Source organism: Natrarchaeobius halalkaliphilus (assembly GCF_003841485.1).
In the GTDB taxonomy this organism is placed as follows: Archaea; Halobacteriota; Halobacteria; order Halobacteriales; family Natrialbaceae; genus Natrarchaeobius; species Natrarchaeobius halalkaliphilus.
The window spans coordinates 135,882-153,284 of the sequence record NZ_REFY01000001.1 but is presented as its reverse complement, the minus strand read 5'-3'; the positions used below and the strand labels follow the sequence as shown (position 1 = coordinate 153,284).

Sequence of the window (17,403 nt, the reverse complement as noted above, 5' to 3'; positions counted from 1 at the left end):
AGTCGTTTCAGATCATCGCGGAATTCATGCGACGTTGAAGCCGCGGTCCCGAAGGAAATCCTCGATGCGACCCGTGTGATTACCCTGAAGTTCGATGTGGCCGTCCTCGACGGTACCGCCACAGGCGAACTTGGACTTGAGATCCGACGAGAGACTATCCAGGTCGACATCCTTCGGATCGAATCCTTCGACGATCGTTACCTCTTTACCGTATCTGCGCTCGTCAATGCGGATGGTGAGTTGCTGTTGTCCCTTGGCCACGTCTTCACAGACGCAGAGTTCCTCGGGCAGCCCGCACGTCGAGCAGACTTCCGACATTACGGTTGATCGTACGAAATGACCATATTAAACACTATCGGGACCTGCATGCCCTCGCGTGGTTCTTTTTCAGTGAGCGAACGGACGGTTCGTCGAGGCGAGGTGGCTTTGGGAGCAGGCAGCCCGCATCCCGTGACACGAGAAGTTCACTTCTCGAGTCGCATCGAAGCTAAAAACCACTTCCAGCGCGCCTTATTCCGACCTGTCACGACGACGGCCGACGACCGGTACGCGCTCGCGTGACAACCCATCGACTAGTTCTATCGCGTCGTCCGCCTGCTCGCGACCGACACCACCGCCGTAGACGGCGCGCTCGTATGACGCGAGCACCGCCTCGGTTCGGCGGTCGCTCGCGACCCCGTCCTCGTCGGCCGCCGCGAGCGTCCGCACGTACTCGCGCGCCGATTCGTCGCGCCGCCGCGGGCGGTACTCGCGGGCGAGCAGTCGTTCGAGTCGGTAAAACGCGCGTCGAGCGTCCTCGTCCGGGTCGGCTCGTCGTCCGTGCCGGTAGATCCCGACCGTCCGACGCGCGCCGGCGAACGCACCGGTTCGGTGAACGAAAGCCACGAGACCGATCAGGACGACGGCCGCGATCGCTGCGGTCTCGCGCGTGACGGTCAGCAGCGAGACGACGTCGTCCATCCCGATCCCGTCGTCTGTCTGTTGGACGTTTCCGTCGAGAGAGTCGACCGGCGACGCAACGTCGTCGCTCGAGTCGTCGAATGGAGGGTTGTCCTCTCCATCGTCGACCGAACCGTTCTCCGCTGTATCGTCAGCGGAGCCGTCGTCCGCGTTCTGGTCGCTCGGGACGTTCTCGTCCGCCGGATCGTCGGTGCCATCGGCTTCGCCGTTATCCTCGACGTCGTCGGATTCGTCCTCGAGGAACTCGCTGTGAACCTCGTCGCGTTCGTCGCCCGGCGTCGGCTCGAACGCGACCCAGCCCTTCTCCGGGAAGTAGACTTCCACCCAGGCGTGAGCGTCGAGACCGCGAACGACGTACTCACCGTCGTCGACGGGTTCGCCGGCCGTATATCCGGTCACGTATCGGGCTGGCACGTCCTCGGCCCGCAGCATCTGGGTCATCGCGGTCGCGAAGTAGACGCAGTACCCCTCGTCCATCTCGAGCAGGAACTCCTCGGCTACGTCTCCCTCCGGCTGGTCGACGTCGAGCGAGTACTCCTTCGAGGAGCGAAGGTAGCGCTCGATCGCGGTCGCTTTCTCGTAGGGGGTTTCGGCATCCGCGGTCACCTCCGCGGTCCGTTGCTCGAACTCGCTCGAGGTCCCCTCAGGCGTTTGCAGATAGGACTCACTCACGTCATCGGGGTAGTCCTCCCCCGCAGCCGCGAGGTCGTCCGGCGTGGCGTGGAGGATCGCGCTCTCGACGACGTAGCTGTCGCCTTCGAGTAGCGTCGAAGTTGGTCGGATCTGATCGTGCGTCGAGACCTCGGTCCGCTGGGCCAGGTCGCCGTCGACGTCGATCGGCTGGGCTGCTGCGGGCATCACTCCCAGTTCGGTCTCCGCGGTCACGGTCTGGCGCATCCGATCGTGTCTCCCCGGCGGTGTGGCGATTCCTTCCTCGAGCGACCGGTCCTGACCGGTTCTGACCCAGGCGTCGCCGGTGAACCGGTCGTAGACGCCGGTACGCCAGTACGACGGCCGGTCGGCTTCGACGGTGAATCGCTTCTCGGGCGAGAGATCGACGTCGCCGGCGATTCCGGACTGCTCGGAGGCCGAGTCGATCGTTCCCTCGAGCGTTCCTCCGGTCGCGCCGCCGGCCGTCGTCGGGCTGGCCGGACCGCTCGGAACGAACGTGACCGACAGCGAGAGCACGATGACGACGGCAAAGAGCACGGCGAGCAGATCCGCCTGTGCGATCGATCCCTCCCGTCGCGTGAGTTCACCGAAGCCGATAGCACCCATCGCACCGAGCGTCCCCACGAGAGTGGTGGTCGTCTCCGCGTCGCCCGTCAACACGAGAAAGACCAGCGCCGTCCCGCCGGCGAGAACGCTCAGTCCGTACCGTCCCCGCAACGCGAGATACCACGAGAGAAAGACGGGCGCGGGAACGAACGCGAGCGACCAGATCCCGGCCTCGATCATCCGAAGCAGCGGGAGCCCGGTCACGAGCGTGACGGTGTCGGTGAGAATCTCCTCGAATCCGTCGAGTGCACCTCCGATGCCGACGCCGCTCGCCTCGAGGTAGTAGCCGAAGCTCACGCCGCCGGCCGCCAGTGCGGTTACCGTCGCCGTTCGAGGGCGGATCAATCGGGAGAGAATCGTTGCGGCGAGGATCGTCGCTCCGACCAGAACGAACAGCGACCGAGTCCCGCCGACGACGCGCGTGACCTCGCGCAGGACGCTCACGTACGACGCCGTCAGAACCAGCACACAGCCGAGCGCGAGCAGACGAAACAGATCCGGGCCGATCGCGTCGTCGGTGTCGACGCTCACCGTTCGCGTCCGAACGCCGTCGCTCGAGTCCGACGACCGCGTACTCACGCGACCGCCCCGAAGTCGTCCATCCCCGGATCGTCGGATCTCGTTTCGTCGACGGTAGGTCCGAACTCGCGTCCGTGATCGCGACCACGCCGAAGTCGCTCGAACGAGGTTTCGACGTCGCCGACGCTTACCGTCGTCTCGCTTTCGTCGGCACGAATCCGAACGTCGGCTTCGCGACGCGTGTCGACCGCGAGTTCGCCGCTGTCGACGACGGCGAGGATCTCGAGTACGTCACGACGGTGCTCTCGCCCCGTACCCGGAGCCAACGGAGCCCCCCCGTCGGATCGCACCAGTCCGACGCGAACTCCGCGCTCGAGAAGCGAGTCCGCCACGCTCGCGGCGGCAGTCGCCAGTTCGTCCGCCCGTCCCTCCACACACTCGAGGGCGATCGTGACGGAGCCGGCGTCGCCCTCGGCGACGTACTCCGTGACGAACAGGCCGTCATCCGCTCGTTTTGCCGTCGACTTCCAGTGAACGTCGCGTAGCGAATCGCCACGCCGGTACTCGCGGAGGTGATCGAACTCCGCGCGCTCGTCTCGGTCCGATTCGACCGCGGGCGCGAGCAACCGTTCCGTCGGCCCGGCCCGCAGCTCTTTCGTCGGCGGGACGACCACCAGGCTCGTCGTCCCGTCGTCGTCGAACCGTCGGGCGACGAGCCCGAAAACGTCCGTTACGACGATCGAAAGCGGACCGATCACGTCCGTTCCACGCTTCTCGAGGTGGAGTTCGTACTCGAAACGGGTTTGGACGCCGGCCTCGAGAACCGTCTCCGTGGTCGGGTCACCGTCGCTTTTCACGTCGTACAGCTCGCCGTCAGCGGCCTCGCTGAGGGTAGCTGAAACCGTTCTGTCGCCGTCGATTACGTGCTCGATCGTCAATCCGTCGCCGGCGACGCCCTCGCTGGACGTGGTCCGCTCGACGCTCGGCCGGCTGATCCGAGCAACCGAGACGACCCCGGCGAGTACGACGATCGTCGCCGGAACGACGACGGCGTTCAGCGACCGTGGTCCGTAGCGCGCGCTCGTCCAGAGTGAAAACGCGATGACGGCGACGACGACCCATCCGCGGAGGGTGAGTCTCACTGGTGGATCACCTGGGCTACACCCGCTCCGCCTCGACCGGGACGCGCTCGAGGGCCTCTTCGACCACTCGATCGCCGTCACGCGCCCGGTCGTCCGTCCGGATTCGATGGCCCAGTACGACCGGGGCCTCGATCTTGACGTCGGTGGGGACGACGTACTCGCGGTGTTCGGTGATCGCCCGCGCCTGTGCCGCCCGTAACAGCGCGATCGTTCCGCGAGGGCTGACGCCGACTCGAGCGTTCTCTCTCGTGTAGCCCGCGAGCCGGGTCGCGTACGCTCGGACCGGCTCCTCCACGCGAACCTTCGCGACCGTCTCGCGGGCGCGAACGATCGTCTCGCGGTCAGTCACCGGCTCGAGCGATTCGATCGGATGTCCGCCGACGGTTCGACCGAGGAGCTCGGTCTCCTCGTCGGGTTCCGGATAGCCTAACTCGAGTTTCTTCATGAACCGATCAAGTTCAGCGAACGGGAGATCGTAGGTCCGGTTCGGCTCGACGGCGTTCTGGGTCGCGATGACGACGAACGGGTCGGGGAGTTCCCGCGTGTCGCCGTCGACGGTAACTTGTTCTTCTTCCATCGCCTCGAGCAACGCCGACTGCGTCTTCGGCGGCGCGCGATTGATCTCGTCGCCCAGAACGATGTTTCCGAAGACGGGGCCGGGCTGAAACTCGAACTCGCGCGTCTTCTGATTGAAGACGTTGACGCCGGTGACGTCGGAGGGGAGCAGATCCGGCGTGAACTGGACGCGCCGGAACATACAGTCGATCGACGTCGCGATCGAGCGAGCGAGCATCGTCTTGCCGACGCCGGGAACGTCCTCGAGCAACACGTGACCTCGGCCGAGCATGGCCGTCACGACGTGTTCGACGACGTCGTCGTGGCCGACGATCACGCGAGCGACGTTCTCCTCGAGTTCGGTACAGAGGTTCGCGACGCTCGAAACGGACAACTCGTCGTCCGTGGACGGCTCGTGGTTTCTGTCTCTGTGGTGATCGAGGTCAGTCATCGCTTGGGAGGAAACGGGGACGGTCAGAGCGCAGCGGTCTCATCGTCGTTGTTCGTCATCGGGCTCTGTCGACCATAGGTTTTGTGTCATCACCACTGAAGTATCATAGCGACTGATACGGCCCGCGGCTCCGATCTACGCCACGTGAACTACCCTCCCCTATTCGCTCACGGCTGACGCCGTTCGCTCCTTGCGTTGCTCCTTGAGGAAGGGGCTTAGCGCCTCAATTCAGCTAACTCGAGGAGGGAGCCGCCGCTCGTCGGGTGACGATCAGAGAACGATACCCCTCGCGTTACTGGGTGCCTACAGGCGCTCGACGTTCGTCGCGCGCGGGCCTTTATCGGCCTGCTCGATGTCGAATTCGACCTCCTGACCCTCTTCCAGATCGGGGCCGCCGACGTCCTCCATGTGGAAGAACACGTCCTCGTCCGAATCGTCGCTCTCGATGAACCCGTAACCGCCAGTGTCGTTGAAGAATTCGACCGTACCTTTCGCCATTGCAGGTGAATAAACCCACGACTGAGATATAAATCTTCGGGGCAATCACCGCGAGAGCCACCGAACGACTTGCAAAGGTATGCCGGAGGCGTATTCGACTGGCTCGCGTATCCGACCTCGATGACCACGAAAACAGAGCTATCGGGAACCGCCGTCTCGTGTCGCGTCTGTGGAACTACGAACGATCGCTTCTATACTTACTGTCGAAGCTGTCTCCAGACGCTTCCGTGACCGCGGGCCTGAACGGACGGGGCGGCTACCAGTCCTTGCAGTCGGGACAGACGACCGCACCGTCGTCCCGCCAGACGCGCTCGGCCGCGCCGTCACACCGACTGCAGACGTACTCTCCCCACGCGTACGTCGACAGCGAGGAGACGCCATCGGTGCCGTCCGCGTCGCGTCGTTCGTCGGTATCCTCGTCGGAGCGACCCGTAGCGAAATCCGAAAGCGTCGCGTCGTCGGTCACGCGACCCTGTTCGATCGGCACCGAGTTATATCGTTCGCCGCGGACGGATCGGGCGTCGTCGTCACCGATCGACGAGGCTGTCGAGTGAGCGGGCGTCGTGGACGCGGTCGTGACGACGGATCGGCACGGCCAAGTACTCCCGTTAAGAATCTTTAGACATGCAAACCGCCGCAGTGTTGAACGTCATCGTGGACAACATCGTCGAGATGAACGAACTCTTCACCGACGTCGCGATGGGCGAGGGGCTCGCACCGCTGCTCGTCCTCGTCGGAACGCTCCTCATCGTCTTCTCCGTCGGCGTCTTCGGCGCGCTGACCCTCGGCGCGATCGGCAGCCTCGTCACGTCGAACTGATCGTCCGTCGCCGTTCGCTTCTCACGCACTCGCGATCGAGAGCGCCTCGCTCGCGCGAACGATCGCATCCTCGAGATCCGGTCCCAGCGGCGATCCGACGACGATCCCGTCGGTGTGCTCGAGCGCCGCCTCGAAGCGATCCGCGACGGTCTCCGTCGTTCCCGCGATACAGAAGGCGTCGATCATCTCGGGCGTGACGCGATCGAACGCCTCGGTGAGCCGGCCGTCCTCGAGCGCGTCGCTGACCGCGCTCGCGGCCTGGCGATCGATATCGTGGCGGTCTATAACCGGATCGGCCGCACCGCCGGCGATGAACGCGACCGGCGGCCGCGCTGCCGCACGAGCGTCGTCTTCCTCCGGGGCGACGCTCACGCTCGCGAACGCGAGCGCCTCGAACTCGCCGTGTTCGTCCGGCCGATCCTCGAGTCCGCGCTCGATCTGGTCGGACGCCCACTCGAGATCGCGAGGATGGGCCGCGTTTATCAACGCGCCGTCGGCGTGTTTGGCGCTCATCCGAAGCATCTGCGGACCCTGTGCTCCGACGTACACCGGGATCTCGGCCGGCTCGAGGTTCAGCGAAGCGTCTCTCGCGGTGAACGTTCCCTCGTGAGTGACGGTCGTTCCGTCCCAGAGGTCGCGTGCGACGTCGAACGTCTCGAGGACGCGCCGCAGCGGCCGGTCGCGCTCGACGCCCATGTTCGAAAGCGCCGAGCGGTCTCCGGCACCGACGCCGAAGACCGCTCGTCCGTCGCTCACCTCGTCGATCGTCGCCGTCTGTGCGGCCAGCTTGACGGGGTGGGTCTCGTAGGGATTGACGACCCCCGGACCCAGTCGGATCTCGTCGGTGGCGTCCGTCATGCGCGAGAGGGTCACGAACGGGTCGCGATTGAAGTAGTGACTGCTCGTAAAGGCGACGTCGAAGCCCTCGCGCTCGGCGCACGCCGCGAGCTCAGCGATCCGCGCCGGCGGGTGTTCGGGCGTGAGTTCGATGGCCCGGGTCGGCTCCGAAGAACCGCGGACGGAAACACCGTCCGGGCCGTCGTTCGTCATCGGTCTTCCCCCCACTCCCACTGTCGGAGCGCCCGTCTGATCAGGTCGTCCTCGACCGACCGGAACAGTTCGTCGCTCCCCGCTACGTCACCGAACTCCCAGTCGCGGACGACGACGGCGGGCGTGCCGCCCGCGCCTTCCCCGGCGACGAGGTTGGCGGCCGAGGAGAGTTCGTCGACGACCGACTGGACGGTGACGCCGAGTTCGCGCCCGTCGCGGTCGAGCTCGCCGCGCCAGTCCCGGCTCGCGGGCATCCCGGCCCAGCCCAGTGCAACGCCGCGCTGACCGTGTCGAAACGGTCGCCCGCAGGTGTCCGTGACGATCACCGCGACGTCGTCGATCCCACGATCGACCAACCCCGTCCGAATGCGCTCTGCGCTTTTCGCCGGTCGGTCCGGCAACAGGAGCAGATCGTGGTCCGGGACGTTCGAGCGGTCGATCCCCGCGTTGACACAGATGTGACCGAACCGCGTCTCCGTGAGCAAGAACGGACAGTCGATCAGCAGCTCCGTGCTCTCTTCGAGAACCGCCTGTGCGAACCGCGGGTCTTTCTCGTCGTCCGTGAGCGCACCGATTCGGTCAGCGATCTCTCGTGCGCGGCCGCTGACGGGATACGCCTCGAGATCCGCCGTTCGTCCGTCGGCCTTCGAGACGATCGTGCTCGCCACCGTCAGAACGTCGCCGGGCTCGAGAGTGGCCCGATCCGCGACGAGGGCGGCGATATCGTCGCCGGGACGGATCTCTGGTACGTCCGTCACTGGCTCGAGTTCCATATCGATGGGTGGGCAAGCGTCGTGAAAAGCACACCGTCACCGGAGAATGGAGACGGCGTCCGACCAGCGGAACTGGAACGAACTCGACGGTCGAACGCGCGTCGTTACCGACCGAGACGAACGAGTTCATAGGGTCGGAGGCCCTAGCCGCGGTCGTGGCCGCAGATACCGGTGATCGGGATCGAGTCGTTCTCGCCGCAGTCGTCTTCGCGGTGATGTTCTCTCAGCTCCTGTTGTATCCGGGAATCGCGACGCTCGTCGACGTGCTAGGTGCCGATGCGTCGGGTTCGCCGCTCACCGAAACCACGCTCGATGCGGGGATGTGGTTTTTCGTCGCCGAGTTCGCGGCCTACATCGCGTTCGTCGGACTCTGGGGGATCGTCAGCGACGTCACGGGTCGCCGAACGCCGTTTATCGTCGTCGGTGCGGTCATCGGTGCGCTCAGCTACGGGGCGCTCGCGCTCGTCCCCGCCGTCGGATCGGTTCCGTTCGAAGGCGTGCTTGCTCTTCGGGTGTTCCAGGGTGCCATGACCGTCGGCGCGTTCTCCCTGACGATGACCATGCTCATGGATCTCCCCGGTGGCCACGGGAAAAATATGGGTGCCGCCGGAATCGCTATCGGCCTCGGTGCGGCTCTCGGCGCACCAGTCGGCGGACAACTGACCGAAGTCGATCCCGTCGCGCCCCTCGTCGTCGCCGCGGGATTGCTTCTCACCGTCGGTGTCGTCGTCGCCGCCGTCGACGATCGGACGCCGGACGTCCACAGAAGCGCTGGAGCGCTCCTCGAGGGGATCAAACGGCGACCATCGCTGTCGGTTCCGTACGCGTTCGGGTTCGTCGATCGGATGACCGCGGGCTTTTTCGCACTCGTCGGGACGCTTTACTTCCAGGAGACGTTCGGGCTCGAAGCCGGAACGACCGGACTCTTGCTCGCGTGTTTTTTCGCACCGTTTGCCCTGTTGCAGTATCCGTTCGGGTCACTCTCCGATCGGATAGGACGGACGATCCCGATCGTCCTCGGATCGATGTGTTACGGGGTGGGCATTCTGGTGGTCGGCGTCGCACCGACCGTCGCGACCGCTGCGATCGCGATGGCCACCATCGGCGTTCTCGGTGCACTCGTCTCGCCGGCGACGATGGCGCTCGTCACCGATCTCGCGGACGAAGACGAGCGCGGACTCGCGATGGCCGGGTTCAATCTCGCCGGAAGCCTCGGATTTCTCGGCGGCTTCCTCGTCGGTTCCATCGTCGCCGGACAGTTCGGCTACGATCTCGCGTTTCTGATCGTCGGCGGCCTCGAGATCGCCATCGCCATCGTCGCGGCACCGATCGTGTTCCGGCTCTCGATCGCATCGGACGGGCTCGGGCCAACCGAGTGTGATTGATCGATCGGTGGTCACACGACCGACGGGAATAATGAGACGAACGTTCACTCGTATCCAAAATAACAACCAATCTTGGTATGGAATCGCATGGCTACGCACGGATAGAGGATATCAATTTTTATGTGCTCATCTCCAACGATTGCTCGATGACACGAAAGAAGGCCATTTCGCGGCGGACCGCCATGAAGCTCACCGGTGCAGCGGCCGCGACCGCACTCGTCGCTGGCTGTAGTGACGACGATAACGGCAACGGCAACGGCAACGGCAACGGCAATGGGGACGGCGAGGGCGTCGAGATCGAGCCCGGTACGGAGATCCTCTTCGACGGACAGATGTCCGGCTGGGAAGGTCTCGAGCCGGCCGAAATCGAAGGCGACGTGAATCCGACGCTGATCCTTCAGGAGGGCGAAAGCTACGAGATCGGCTGGACGGAAGGCGACGACAACTTCCACAACATCGAGATCCGCGACGACGGCGGCGACGTGGTCGACGGCCTCGAAACCGAAGAGGTCGACGACCCCGACGACGACCAGATCCTCGAGTTCGAAGCCAGCGGCGAGATGGCCGAGTACGTCTGCGACCCACACCCGAACTCGATGGTCGGAGAACTCATCGTCGAATAATCGATCCGTTCTACTGTCGTTCTTCTCCCTTTGGCCCACTGTCGGAGACGTCAGTCCGTCGTTCGAGGCCGTCCAGCCGACTCGCGACCGTCCTCGAGTCGCCGTTTCGCATCGACCTCTCGATAGCACCCGACGCGAGAACGATCTCGAACGGACTCGTGGGGCTAGTGGTCTCTCCGAATTATCCGCTCGGTGAGATCCGCTCGACGAGACCGCTGACGTATGTCGAACCAATTAGTAACACACTACCATGGATGTGTGGTTCATGGTAACGTATAACTCCGAATTCGGGCACTAGAGGTGCTATAAACACAGAATCCGAACCATCAAGTAGTCTCCAGACCGTCATCACATACATGAACTCGAACAGAGATATTTTACTCTTCGTCGCCCTCGCGGTCGCGTGGGGGACCGCGTTTAGCGCCATCGAGATCGGTCTCGAGACGCTGCCGCCGCTGCTCTTTGCAGCGCTCAGATTCGACGTCGCGGCGGTCGTATTCGCCGCCCTCGTCGTCGCGCTCCGGACGGAGTGGCGGCCACAGGCGCGGGCGGACTGGCTCGCGATCGTCGTCGGCGGCGTCTTGCTCGTCGGCGTCCACTTCGGTCTCCTCTTCGTCGGCCAGTCGTACGTCTCGAGTGCGGTTTCAGCGATCGTCATGAGTCTTATACCGATCGTCACGCCGCTGATCGCGCTGGCCGTCCTTCCGCGAACGCGGATCCGGGCACCGGTCGTCGCCGGACTCGTCGTCGGCCTCGCCGGAATCGTCGTAATCGCCGTTTCGGGCGGCTCGCTCGCAGGCCACGGACTCGGCATCGCGCTGTTGTTCGTCGCCGCACTGTCGTTTGCGGTCGGCTCCGTTCTCATCGAACGGATTCAGGGAACGCTTCCGGTCGTCTCGTTACAGGCGTGGGCGATGGCGCTCGGTGCGTTCATTCTCCACGCACTCAGCGCCGTCCACCCCGGCGAACACGTCTCGAGCGTCACCGTGACGCCGGCGACGCTCGGTGCGCTCGCCTACCTCGGGGTCGTCTCGACCGGCGGCGCGTTCTTCCTGTACTTCGTGTTGCTCGAACGCGTGGGGGCGACGGAAATCAGTCTCGTCAACTACGCGGCACCGATCGTCGCCGCCGTCTTCGGCTGGGCGGTACTCGGTGAGTCGATCACGGTTGCAACGGTCGCTGGCTTCGCGCTGATCGTCACCGGCTTTGCACTCTGCAAGATCGATGCGGTCTGGCGGCTACTCGGCCCGGCGATCGGATACGGTCCGGGCCGCACACCGACCGAGACGGACGACGTCGTCGTCGGCAGCAACGTTTACGTGGCTCACGCGGGCGAGGAGCGCCACCGCGACCGTCGCTCCGAGCGCACCGGGAGGACGTCCAACGGGTCGCCGTGTGCGGACTGATCTAACTCGAGTGCGGTGGTCGCTGCCGATCGTCACGGCGTTTTCGGTGCCGCATCAAAAGTACCATACCAGTTCGCGACGCAGTTTCGCTCACTCAGGTGGCTTGCGTGACCAACAAACGCGAATACAAAGACGACTACCCAGACAAGACGCTGTACATTCCGGGTCCGACCGAGGTGCGCGAGGACGTCATCGAGGCGATGTGCGAGCCGATGTTCGGCCATCGAATGGACCGAATGACGGACCTCTATACGACCGTCGTCGAGGACACGAAGGAGTTCCTCGGCACCGAGAACGACGTCGTCGTTCTCACGGGCTCTGGAACCGGCTTCATGGAGAGTTCGATCCTGAACCTCGTCGACGAGGACGTCCTCTGTACGACCTGTGGTAGTTTCAGCGAGCGCCAGGCCGACATCGCAGACCGTCTCGGCAAGCGCGTCGACACCGTCGCCTACGAGTGGGGTCAGGCGGTCAAACCCGACGACGTCCGCGAGGCGCTCGAGGACGGCGAGCGCGAGTACGACGCCGTTACCTGCGTGATGAACGAGAGTTCGACCGGCGTCCGCAACCCCGTCGAGGAGATCGGTGACGTCGTTGCCGAGTACCCGGACACGTACTTCATCGTCGACGCGGTCTCGGCGCTCGGCGGCGACTACGTCGATATCGACGCCCACGGCATCGACGTAATCTTCACCTCGGTCCAGAAGGCGTTCGCCATGCCGCCGGGACTCGCCGTCTGTGTCGTCAGCGAGGACGCCTACGAGCGCGAACTCGAGAGCGATTCCGCCTCGTGGTACGGGGGCTTCCAGCGGACGATCGACTATTACGACCGGAAGGGACAAACGCATTCGACGCCCGCGATTCCCGTCATGCTCGCCTACCGAACACAGATGAAACACATGCTCGAGGAAGGCCACGACGCGAGGGATCGACGTCACCGCGAGATGGCCGAATACACACGCGAGTGGGCCCGAAAGCACTTCGAGATGTTTCCCGAAGAGGGGTACGAATCCCGGACGGTGGCTTGCATCGAGAACACACGCGGGATCGACGTCGCAGAAACCATCGAGAACGTCTCCGAGGAGTACGATATGGTCTTTTCGAACGGCTACGGCTCCGCCCTCGGTGAGAAGACGTTCCGCATCGGTCACATGGGCGAACACGACGTAGAGAGCATCGAAGCGCTGACCGACGCTATCGAAGACGTCGCGGGATTGTAGCCGATCGATCCTCGAGGAACACCCTCGAGACTCGAGGCGCGTTCTGGCCGATCTGTGTCCTGCGGACGCTGATCTGCAGACTGGCGGTGCCGTCTATCCGAACAGTTCGCGTATTCGCTCGAGAAGACCAGAGACCGCGTCTGCGAGCCACTCGAGTGCCGACCGGCTTTCGCCGCGATCGGTAGGTTCGCCTTCCCGATCCGATGAACTATCGTCTGCGTCCGGTACGTCGCCGTCGACCGCCGCGCGGGCGTCGACGAGTCCGTGGCCTTCCTCGCAGGTCTCGAGGACCGGTTCAGCGGAGTCGGTAAGCGTCCGTCGGATGGCGTCGTTCGGACCCGGTCCGTCCGCCTCGCTGATCCCCCAGACCAGCGCCGCGACGCCGGTAACGAACGGACAGGCGATGCTCGTTCCGCTCGCTTCGGCGTACTCGTTGTCGGTGATCGTCGACGTGATCTCCGTACCGGGTGCCAACAGGTCGACGGCCGAACCGACGCTGCTGTAGGACGCCAGCGTGTCGTCTTCGTCCATCGCGGCGACCGCGAGAACGTCGTCGTGGGTTGCCGGGTAAGTCATCGTCTCCTCGTCGCAGGAGCCGTCTTCCGCGTTGCCCTCGTTTCCGGCCGCGGTGAGCAGGAGGTGCCCGTCCGAGGTGGCGGTCTCGATCACGTCGTCGACCGTCTCGCTCTCGTTCTCGCCCCCGAGGCTCATCGAGATGAGTTCGATATCGTTCGAGAGACACCAGTCGATACCCGCGACCAGTTCGCTGTACCGGCCGCGGCCGTCGTCGTCGAGGACCTTTACGGCGTAGAGGTTCGTGTCCGGTGCCGTTCCCACCATCCCGAGATCGTTGTCGACCGCACCGGCGATCCCGGCGACGTGGGTTCCGTGTCCGTGTCGGTCCTCGTAGTCACTGGGCGTCCCGGTCGCCGTGAAGTTTCGCCCGCCCGCGACCGAGAGGCTGCAGTGATCGGACTGAATGCCCGTATCGAGAATCCCAACGTCGACGTCCGACCCGCCCGGATCCACATCGTCGGCACCGATTCGCTCGAGTCCCCACGACGTGCGCTGGTCGGGATGAGTCGAACAGTCCGATCGGTCCGGGGGCACCAACACGTCCAGCAGCGAGGGCGACCAGTCGTCGGGGATCCCCGTCTCCTCGTCGTCCTCGACGAACGCGATCCCCGCAGCTCCGGCCAGGTCGCTGACCCGGTTCGACGGCACCTCGGCCACCACGAACTCGAAGTTGTCGAACTCGAGGAGCGTCGTGCCGCCGACCCCCTCGACCGCGTCGAGGAGGTCACCGAGCAGTCCGTTTTCCGGATGGACGAACACCCGGCGGGTATCCGACGACGGCGACGAGGATGCCGATGCCGGTTCCGAGACTACCGTCCCGACCAGCCCAGCGGAGACGCCAGCGCCGACACCCTGCAGGAGCTGGCGACGACTGAGAGTCATGCCTACGTGAGCGTAAACCGAGATGATAAGCTTTCTGTACTGGACCGGTGCACGCGGAAGGACGTACCAGTCTCCGAATACCAGTCTCCGAAACGACCCCCTGGCGTGCCTCCGAACCCGGTGCGGAGTGGCGTCACGAAACGCGAGTCGGGGACGGTTCGATGACCGAAAACGCAAACGAGAGGCGGTTTGACGACAGACTACGGGAACGAAGTGACGCGTCCACAACCCAACAGTTCGGACTACTGAATGTGGCCTTCGCGTCGAAGCTGGTCGGCCTCGCTCTTTTCGTAGCGCCAGGTGATATCGGCCTTCTCGTCCTGCCAGTCCCACGGCTCGACGAGGACGACGTCGTCCTCGCGGATCCAGATTCGTTTTTGCATCTTCCCGGGAATGCGTGCGGTTCGCTCCGTCCCGTCGGCACAGCGTACTTTGACCCGGTTCGCCCCGAGCATGTTCGTGACGGTTGCGAAGACCTCGTCGTCGTCCGGCATCCGAAGGTTCTTCCGACCGCCCTCGCCGTCGTCGCTCATGCCTCGAGATTCGCGGTCGAACGGTTTAATCCTTTATCGTTCCGAGCACGGGACTGTCAGTTCTGACGAGCGTTCGGACGGGCGGACGCACCTGATTCGACAGCGAGTCGGCACTCGATCCGATCGACGAGCCGAGACGGCGAAAGCACGCGTTTTATTTTCCTCCCGCCGAGGACTCTCCGTATGCTTGATAAACTCGGTCCGCTCGGAATCGCTGGAATCGTGCTTCTTCTCGCCGGTATCGGACTCATCGCGTACGCCGATATCGTGATCGCCGCGGGACTCGCACTCGTGATCGCCGGACTCGGAATCGTCGTCAAGGCCCTCGTTACGAGCGTTCTCCAGGGGTTTGGGATGTTTTGAGTCTGCGACGATCGATTCCAGTTCCCCATCGACCGTAGATATTTCATAGTCCTTCCCCAACGATCCGCTATGGTTCGGTCCCTTCTCTCCCGACTTCGCGACTGGATCGCCGTCGAGGACGCTGACGAGCGACTCGAGGGCTCCGGGGAAGCGATCACCTCACCCCAACACAGACGCTCGCCGGAAGCGGAACGAACGCTCGAGGAAGCCAAGAAACGCGCGGACGAACGGCGAAACGAAGAGCGCTGAGCAGACTCCGAGTGAGATCGGAACGGTACAGTGACTTCGAGTGCGACCGGAACGTCACACCTCGTTGTCGCCGGCCCGATGTTCGCTGATGAGTTGGTCGACCATCGCGGCTTTGCGATCTAGCTGACGCTCGCGCGCGCGGTCTCGCCAGTCTTCGATGACGGCGTCGACGTCCTCTTCGCGAGCCACTGCGAGTTCGTCGACCTCCTGCATCGCGACGTCGCCCGCCGGGCCGACCGGAATATCCGCCTCGAAGAGGATGTCGTCCGCGACCTCCGAGAGGCCGCCGTCTTTGAGAACGACTCGGGGTTCGAATCCGGCGAGGAGTTCCGCGGTCGACCGACCCGCGCCGCTGGCATCGCGCAGGTAGACGACGTCGTCGACCGCGAGACCGTACTGGTCGTCGGCCTCGCGGATCGCCCCTTTCGAGAACTTTTCGACGACTTTGACCGGAACGAGTCCCTCCTTTTTCGCGGAGACGTCGCTGAAGTTCGAATGGTCGAGTTTCCAGAGCGCCTTCATCCGCTCGACTTTCTCCTCTAAGGTTTCGACCTCTTCACGGGCCTGATCGCGCTCGCGTTCGAGCCGGTTCGTCTTTCGCTCGAGACGGGTCACCTCCCGCTCCTTGCGGACCTCGCGACGCTCCTCACGGCGCGAAACCGTCAGCTCGGCCTCGAGGTCGTCGATCCGATCGTCTTTTCCCTCGAGTCTGTCCTCGAGAGTCTCGACGTGGGACTGGAGGCGGTCGACCTGCCGTTTGAGGTCTTTGATTCGTCGTTCCTCCTCGGAGAGCTCGCGGGGTTCGTGCTCCGTCGACTCCTCGTCGGGTTCGTCGTCGTCTTCGAGGTCCGTGAGGACGGCCTCGACGCTTTCCTCGCCGGCCACGACGCGCGCGGTGACGTCGCCGCGATCGACGCCCGGTGGGAGTTTCGAGGCGATACGCTCGAACTGGTCTTCGTGTGCGTCGAAGGCGTACAACGCGGCCGCCATCGCGTCGCGCTGGTGGTCGTCGTCGTAGGGCTCCTCCCGGGTGCGGTGTTGTTTTTCGTCGATCGGGAGATCACGCTCCGGCGTCCACTCGGCCGCGTCGAAGCTCCGGCGGAACTTCTCGACCGTTTCGGGGATCGGCGTCACGTCCGCCGCGACGACGATCGGTCGGCCGCGCTCGACGATCCACTCGATCACGTCGGCGGTGTCGCTCGTCCGCGAACTCCAGACGTCGAGGACCTCCCCCTCGAGGCTGACGATCGCCACGGCGGTCGTCGTTCCCGGATCGATGCCGACCAGGACGTGATCGCGGCGCTTGGCGAGCGGACGGAACTCGATGCCGTCGCGGCGCTCGCGTTCGATTTCGACGCGAACGTCGCCCGAGCGGGCGCTCGAGACGGGGATATCCGACGGCCGCGCCTCGACGGTGAAGATCGCGTTCGCGTAGCCGCCGTACGATTCCCGGACGTCCGTTTCGAACTCGAGGTTGGCCTCCTCGAGTTCGGACTCCACCTCGCGGGCGCGACGCTTGACGGAGCCGTGGATGCGTCTGGTGTAGCGATCCTCGCTCCAGCCGCCGCTGCCGGTCGACCGGCCTCTCGAGACCTTGAGATCGGTCGTGTCGGTGAACGCGGAAACCTCGTGGCCGACGTTGTGAGAGGCGAGGCGGGCAGCGGCTTCCGCCTCTTTCATCGGCTCTTTTCCGTACGGGATACCGTGGCGTTTCGCGACGCGAGAAAGGGGCTCGGGCTGGTGGGATCCCGTCACCTGAACGAGCCGGGTTTCGGTTGGAAGCGTGCCGAGGAAATGAATGAGCTGATCCTTGTCGGCGGCCAGTTCGTACATGTTGTCCGTCGCGACGATCGCCGGCGCTTCGTCGTCGATCAGCCGTCGAAGCTTCCGGTGGGAGACGACGTCCCGATCGATCTCCTCGCCGTCGTAGACGACCAGCGCGTAGGAGGGTGCATCGCCGCGGACGTCTCCGCTCTGAACGTCGACACCGAAGACGACTGCATCGAGCGCACTCGTTCGCGTACTCACGGAAGGTGGTAGGGGCGAAGGCAGTATAAATCCGGCGCGGAAACGTAGCGGCGAACGCTGGCGCGGAGACCTAGCGACGAACGACGGCCCTTC

Annotated in this window: 19 protein-coding genes; 8 read left to right on the top strand and 11 right to left on the bottom strand. The window is 64.4% G+C overall.

The window, feature by feature from the left end; translation table 11 throughout:
- Positions 1 to 24: 24 nt before the first annotated feature.
- From yciH to EA462_RS00700, 5 genes are all read right to left on the bottom strand, one after another.
- Entirely contained in the window at positions 25 to 318 is a 294-nt protein-coding gene (gene yciH / locus EA462_RS00720; RefSeq protein ID WP_124176662.1) for a stress response translation initiation inhibitor YciH, read from the bottom strand.
- Between the two features lie 192 nt (positions 319 to 510).
- Complete coding sequence (locus EA462_RS00715) at positions 511 to 2,817, bottom strand: transglutaminase TgpA family protein (protein WP_124176661.1); 2,307 nt, start codon at positions 2,815 to 2,817, stop codon at positions 511 to 513.
- Positions 2,814 to 3,899, bottom strand: coding sequence for a DUF58 domain-containing protein (locus tag EA462_RS00710; protein WP_165871998.1), 1,086 nt, complete (start codon positions 3,897 to 3,899; stop codon positions 2,814 to 2,816). The genes EA462_RS00715 and EA462_RS00710 overlap by 4 nt, the downstream gene beginning before the upstream one ends.
- Positions 3,900 to 3,915: 16 nt before the next feature.
- Complete coding sequence (locus EA462_RS00705; protein ID WP_124176659.1) at positions 3,916 to 4,905, bottom strand: AAA family ATPase; 990 nt, start codon at positions 4,903 to 4,905, stop codon at positions 3,916 to 3,918.
- Between the two features lie 303 nt (positions 4,906 to 5,208).
- A complete protein-coding gene (locus tag EA462_RS00700) occupies positions 5,209 to 5,403 on the bottom strand; it encodes a cold-shock protein (protein WP_124176658.1) in 195 nt (64 codons plus the stop codon).
- A gap of 120 nt (positions 5,404 to 5,523) precedes the next feature.
- On the opposite strand from EA462_RS00700, the gene EA462_RS17950 reads away from it, so the two are divergent.
- The gene (locus tag EA462_RS17950) at positions 5,524 to 5,634 is read left to right on the top strand and encodes a DUF7577 domain-containing protein (protein WP_449289196.1); all 111 of its coding nucleotides are present in this window, start codon (positions 5,524 to 5,526) and stop codon (positions 5,632 to 5,634) included.
- Positions 5,635 to 5,659: 25 nt separating this feature from the next.
- On the opposite strand, the gene EA462_RS00690 is transcribed toward EA462_RS17950, so the two are convergent.
- Positions 5,660 to 5,890, bottom strand: a complete 231-nt coding sequence (locus tag EA462_RS00690) for a DUF7573 domain-containing protein (RefSeq protein ID WP_394341809.1) — start codon at positions 5,888 to 5,890, stop codon at positions 5,660 to 5,662.
- 137 nt (positions 5,891 to 6,027) lie between these two features.
- On the opposite strand from EA462_RS00690, the gene EA462_RS00685 reads away from it, so the two are divergent.
- Positions 6,028 to 6,222: a hypothetical protein gene (locus tag EA462_RS00685; protein ID WP_124176656.1), complete on the top strand. Its 195-nt coding sequence runs from the start codon at positions 6,028 to 6,030 to the stop codon at positions 6,220 to 6,222.
- A gap of 21 nt (positions 6,223 to 6,243) precedes the next feature.
- Here EA462_RS00685 and EA462_RS00680 read toward each other — a convergent pair whose 3' ends face one another.
- On the bottom strand, positions 6,244 to 7,272 hold the full coding sequence (locus EA462_RS00680; RefSeq protein WP_124176655.1) for a 5,10-methylenetetrahydromethanopterin reductase: 1,029 nt from the start codon (positions 7,270 to 7,272) through the stop codon (positions 6,244 to 6,246).
- Positions 7,269 to 8,045 carry a coenzyme F420-0:L-glutamate ligase gene (locus EA462_RS00675; protein ID WP_124176654.1) on the bottom strand — a complete coding sequence of 259 codons (777 nt, stop codon included), beginning with the start codon at positions 8,043 to 8,045 and terminating at the stop codon, positions 7,269 to 7,271. Before EA462_RS00675 ends, EA462_RS00680 begins: the two co-directional genes overlap by 4 nt.
- 155 nt (positions 8,046 to 8,200) lie before the next feature.
- Between EA462_RS00675 and EA462_RS00670 the strand changes: the two genes are divergently transcribed.
- The 4 genes from EA462_RS00670 to EA462_RS00655 all read left to right on the top strand — a co-directional run bounded on the left by EA462_RS00670 (position 8,201) and on the right by EA462_RS00655 (position 12,679).
- Positions 8,201 to 9,430 (top strand): MFS transporter, encoded by a 1,230-nt coding sequence (locus EA462_RS00670; protein WP_279386998.1) that lies wholly within the window; start codon positions 8,201 to 8,203, stop codon positions 9,428 to 9,430.
- 146 nt (positions 9,431 to 9,576) lie between these two features.
- Entirely contained in the window at positions 9,577 to 10,053 is a 477-nt protein-coding gene (locus tag EA462_RS00665; protein WP_124176652.1) for a cupredoxin domain-containing protein, read from the top strand.
- Between the two features lie 356 nt (positions 10,054 to 10,409).
- Positions 10,410 to 11,459, top strand: coding sequence for a DMT family transporter (locus EA462_RS00660; RefSeq protein WP_124176651.1), 1,050 nt, complete (start codon positions 10,410 to 10,412; stop codon positions 11,457 to 11,459).
- Positions 11,460 to 11,566: 107 nt separating this feature from the next.
- Positions 11,567 to 12,679, top strand: coding sequence for a pyridoxal-phosphate-dependent aminotransferase family protein (locus EA462_RS00655; protein WP_124176650.1), 1,113 nt, complete (start codon positions 11,567 to 11,569; stop codon positions 12,677 to 12,679).
- 93 nt (positions 12,680 to 12,772) lie between these two features.
- Here EA462_RS00655 and EA462_RS00650 read toward each other — a convergent pair whose 3' ends face one another.
- Positions 12,773 to 14,137, bottom strand: coding sequence for a S8 family peptidase (locus EA462_RS00650; RefSeq protein WP_124176649.1), 1,365 nt, complete (start codon positions 14,135 to 14,137; stop codon positions 12,773 to 12,775).
- Between the two features lie 242 nt (positions 14,138 to 14,379).
- Complete coding sequence (gene eif1A, locus EA462_RS00645) at positions 14,380 to 14,670, bottom strand: translation initiation factor eIF-1A (RefSeq protein ID WP_124176648.1); 291 nt, start codon at positions 14,668 to 14,670, stop codon at positions 14,380 to 14,382.
- Positions 14,671 to 14,853: 183 nt separating this feature from the next.
- On the opposite strand from eif1A, the gene EA462_RS00640 reads away from it, so the two are divergent.
- Entirely contained in the window at positions 14,854 to 15,033 is a 180-nt protein-coding gene (locus EA462_RS00640; RefSeq protein ID WP_124176647.1) for a DUF7470 family protein, read from the top strand.
- Positions 15,034 to 15,102: 69 nt separating this feature from the next.
- A complete protein-coding gene (locus EA462_RS00635) occupies positions 15,103 to 15,282 on the top strand; it encodes a hypothetical protein (RefSeq protein WP_124176646.1) in 180 nt (59 codons plus the stop codon).
- A gap of 54 nt (positions 15,283 to 15,336) precedes the next feature.
- Here the strand turns inward: EA462_RS00635 and EA462_RS00630 are convergent, their stop codons facing one another.
- A complete protein-coding gene (locus EA462_RS00630; protein ID WP_124176645.1) occupies positions 15,337 to 17,310 on the bottom strand; it encodes a DUF460 domain-containing protein in 1,974 nt (657 codons plus the stop codon).
- Between the last annotated feature and the right edge of the window lie 93 nt (positions 17,311 to 17,403).

Excerpts from the sequence above, each read along its gene's own strand:
- EA462_RS00660 (WP_124176651.1), top strand. The coding sequence starts at position 10,410 with ATGAACTCGAACAGAGATATTTTACTCTTCGTCGCCCTCGCGGTCGCG.
- EA462_RS00680 (WP_124176655.1), bottom strand. The coding sequence starts at position 7,272 with ATGACGAACGACGGCCCGGACGGTGTTTCCGTCCGCGGTTCTTCGGAG.
- EA462_RS00700 (WP_124176658.1), bottom strand. The coding sequence starts at position 5,403 with ATGGCGAAAGGTACGGTCGAATTCTTCAACGACACTGGCGGTTACGGG.
- EA462_RS00640 (WP_124176647.1), top strand. The coding sequence starts at position 14,854 with ATGCTTGATAAACTCGGTCCGCTCGGAATCGCTGGAATCGTGCTTCTT.
- EA462_RS00705 (WP_124176659.1), bottom strand. The coding sequence starts at position 4,905 with ATGACTGACCTCGATCACCACAGAGACAGAAACCACGAGCCGTCCACG.
- EA462_RS17950 (WP_449289196.1), top strand. The coding sequence starts at position 5,524 with ATGACCACGAAAACAGAGCTATCGGGAACCGCCGTCTCGTGTCGCGTC.
- EA462_RS00675 (WP_124176654.1), bottom strand. The coding sequence starts at position 8,045 with ATGGAACTCGAGCCAGTGACGGACGTACCAGAGATCCGTCCCGGCGAC.
- yciH (WP_124176662.1), bottom strand. The coding sequence starts at position 318 with ATGTCGGAAGTCTGCTCGACGTGCGGGCTGCCCGAGGAACTCTGCGTC.
- EA462_RS00665 (WP_124176652.1), top strand. The coding sequence starts at position 9,577 with ATGACACGAAAGAAGGCCATTTCGCGGCGGACCGCCATGAAGCTCACC.
- EA462_RS00650 (WP_124176649.1), bottom strand. The coding sequence starts at position 14,137 with ATGACTCTCAGTCGTCGCCAGCTCCTGCAGGGTGTCGGCGCTGGCGTC.
- EA462_RS00685 (WP_124176656.1), top strand. The coding sequence starts at position 6,028 with ATGCAAACCGCCGCAGTGTTGAACGTCATCGTGGACAACATCGTCGAG.
- EA462_RS00635 (WP_124176646.1), top strand. The coding sequence starts at position 15,103 with ATGGTTCGGTCCCTTCTCTCCCGACTTCGCGACTGGATCGCCGTCGAG.
- eif1A (WP_124176648.1), bottom strand. The coding sequence starts at position 14,670 with ATGAGCGACGACGGCGAGGGCGGTCGGAAGAACCTTCGGATGCCGGAC.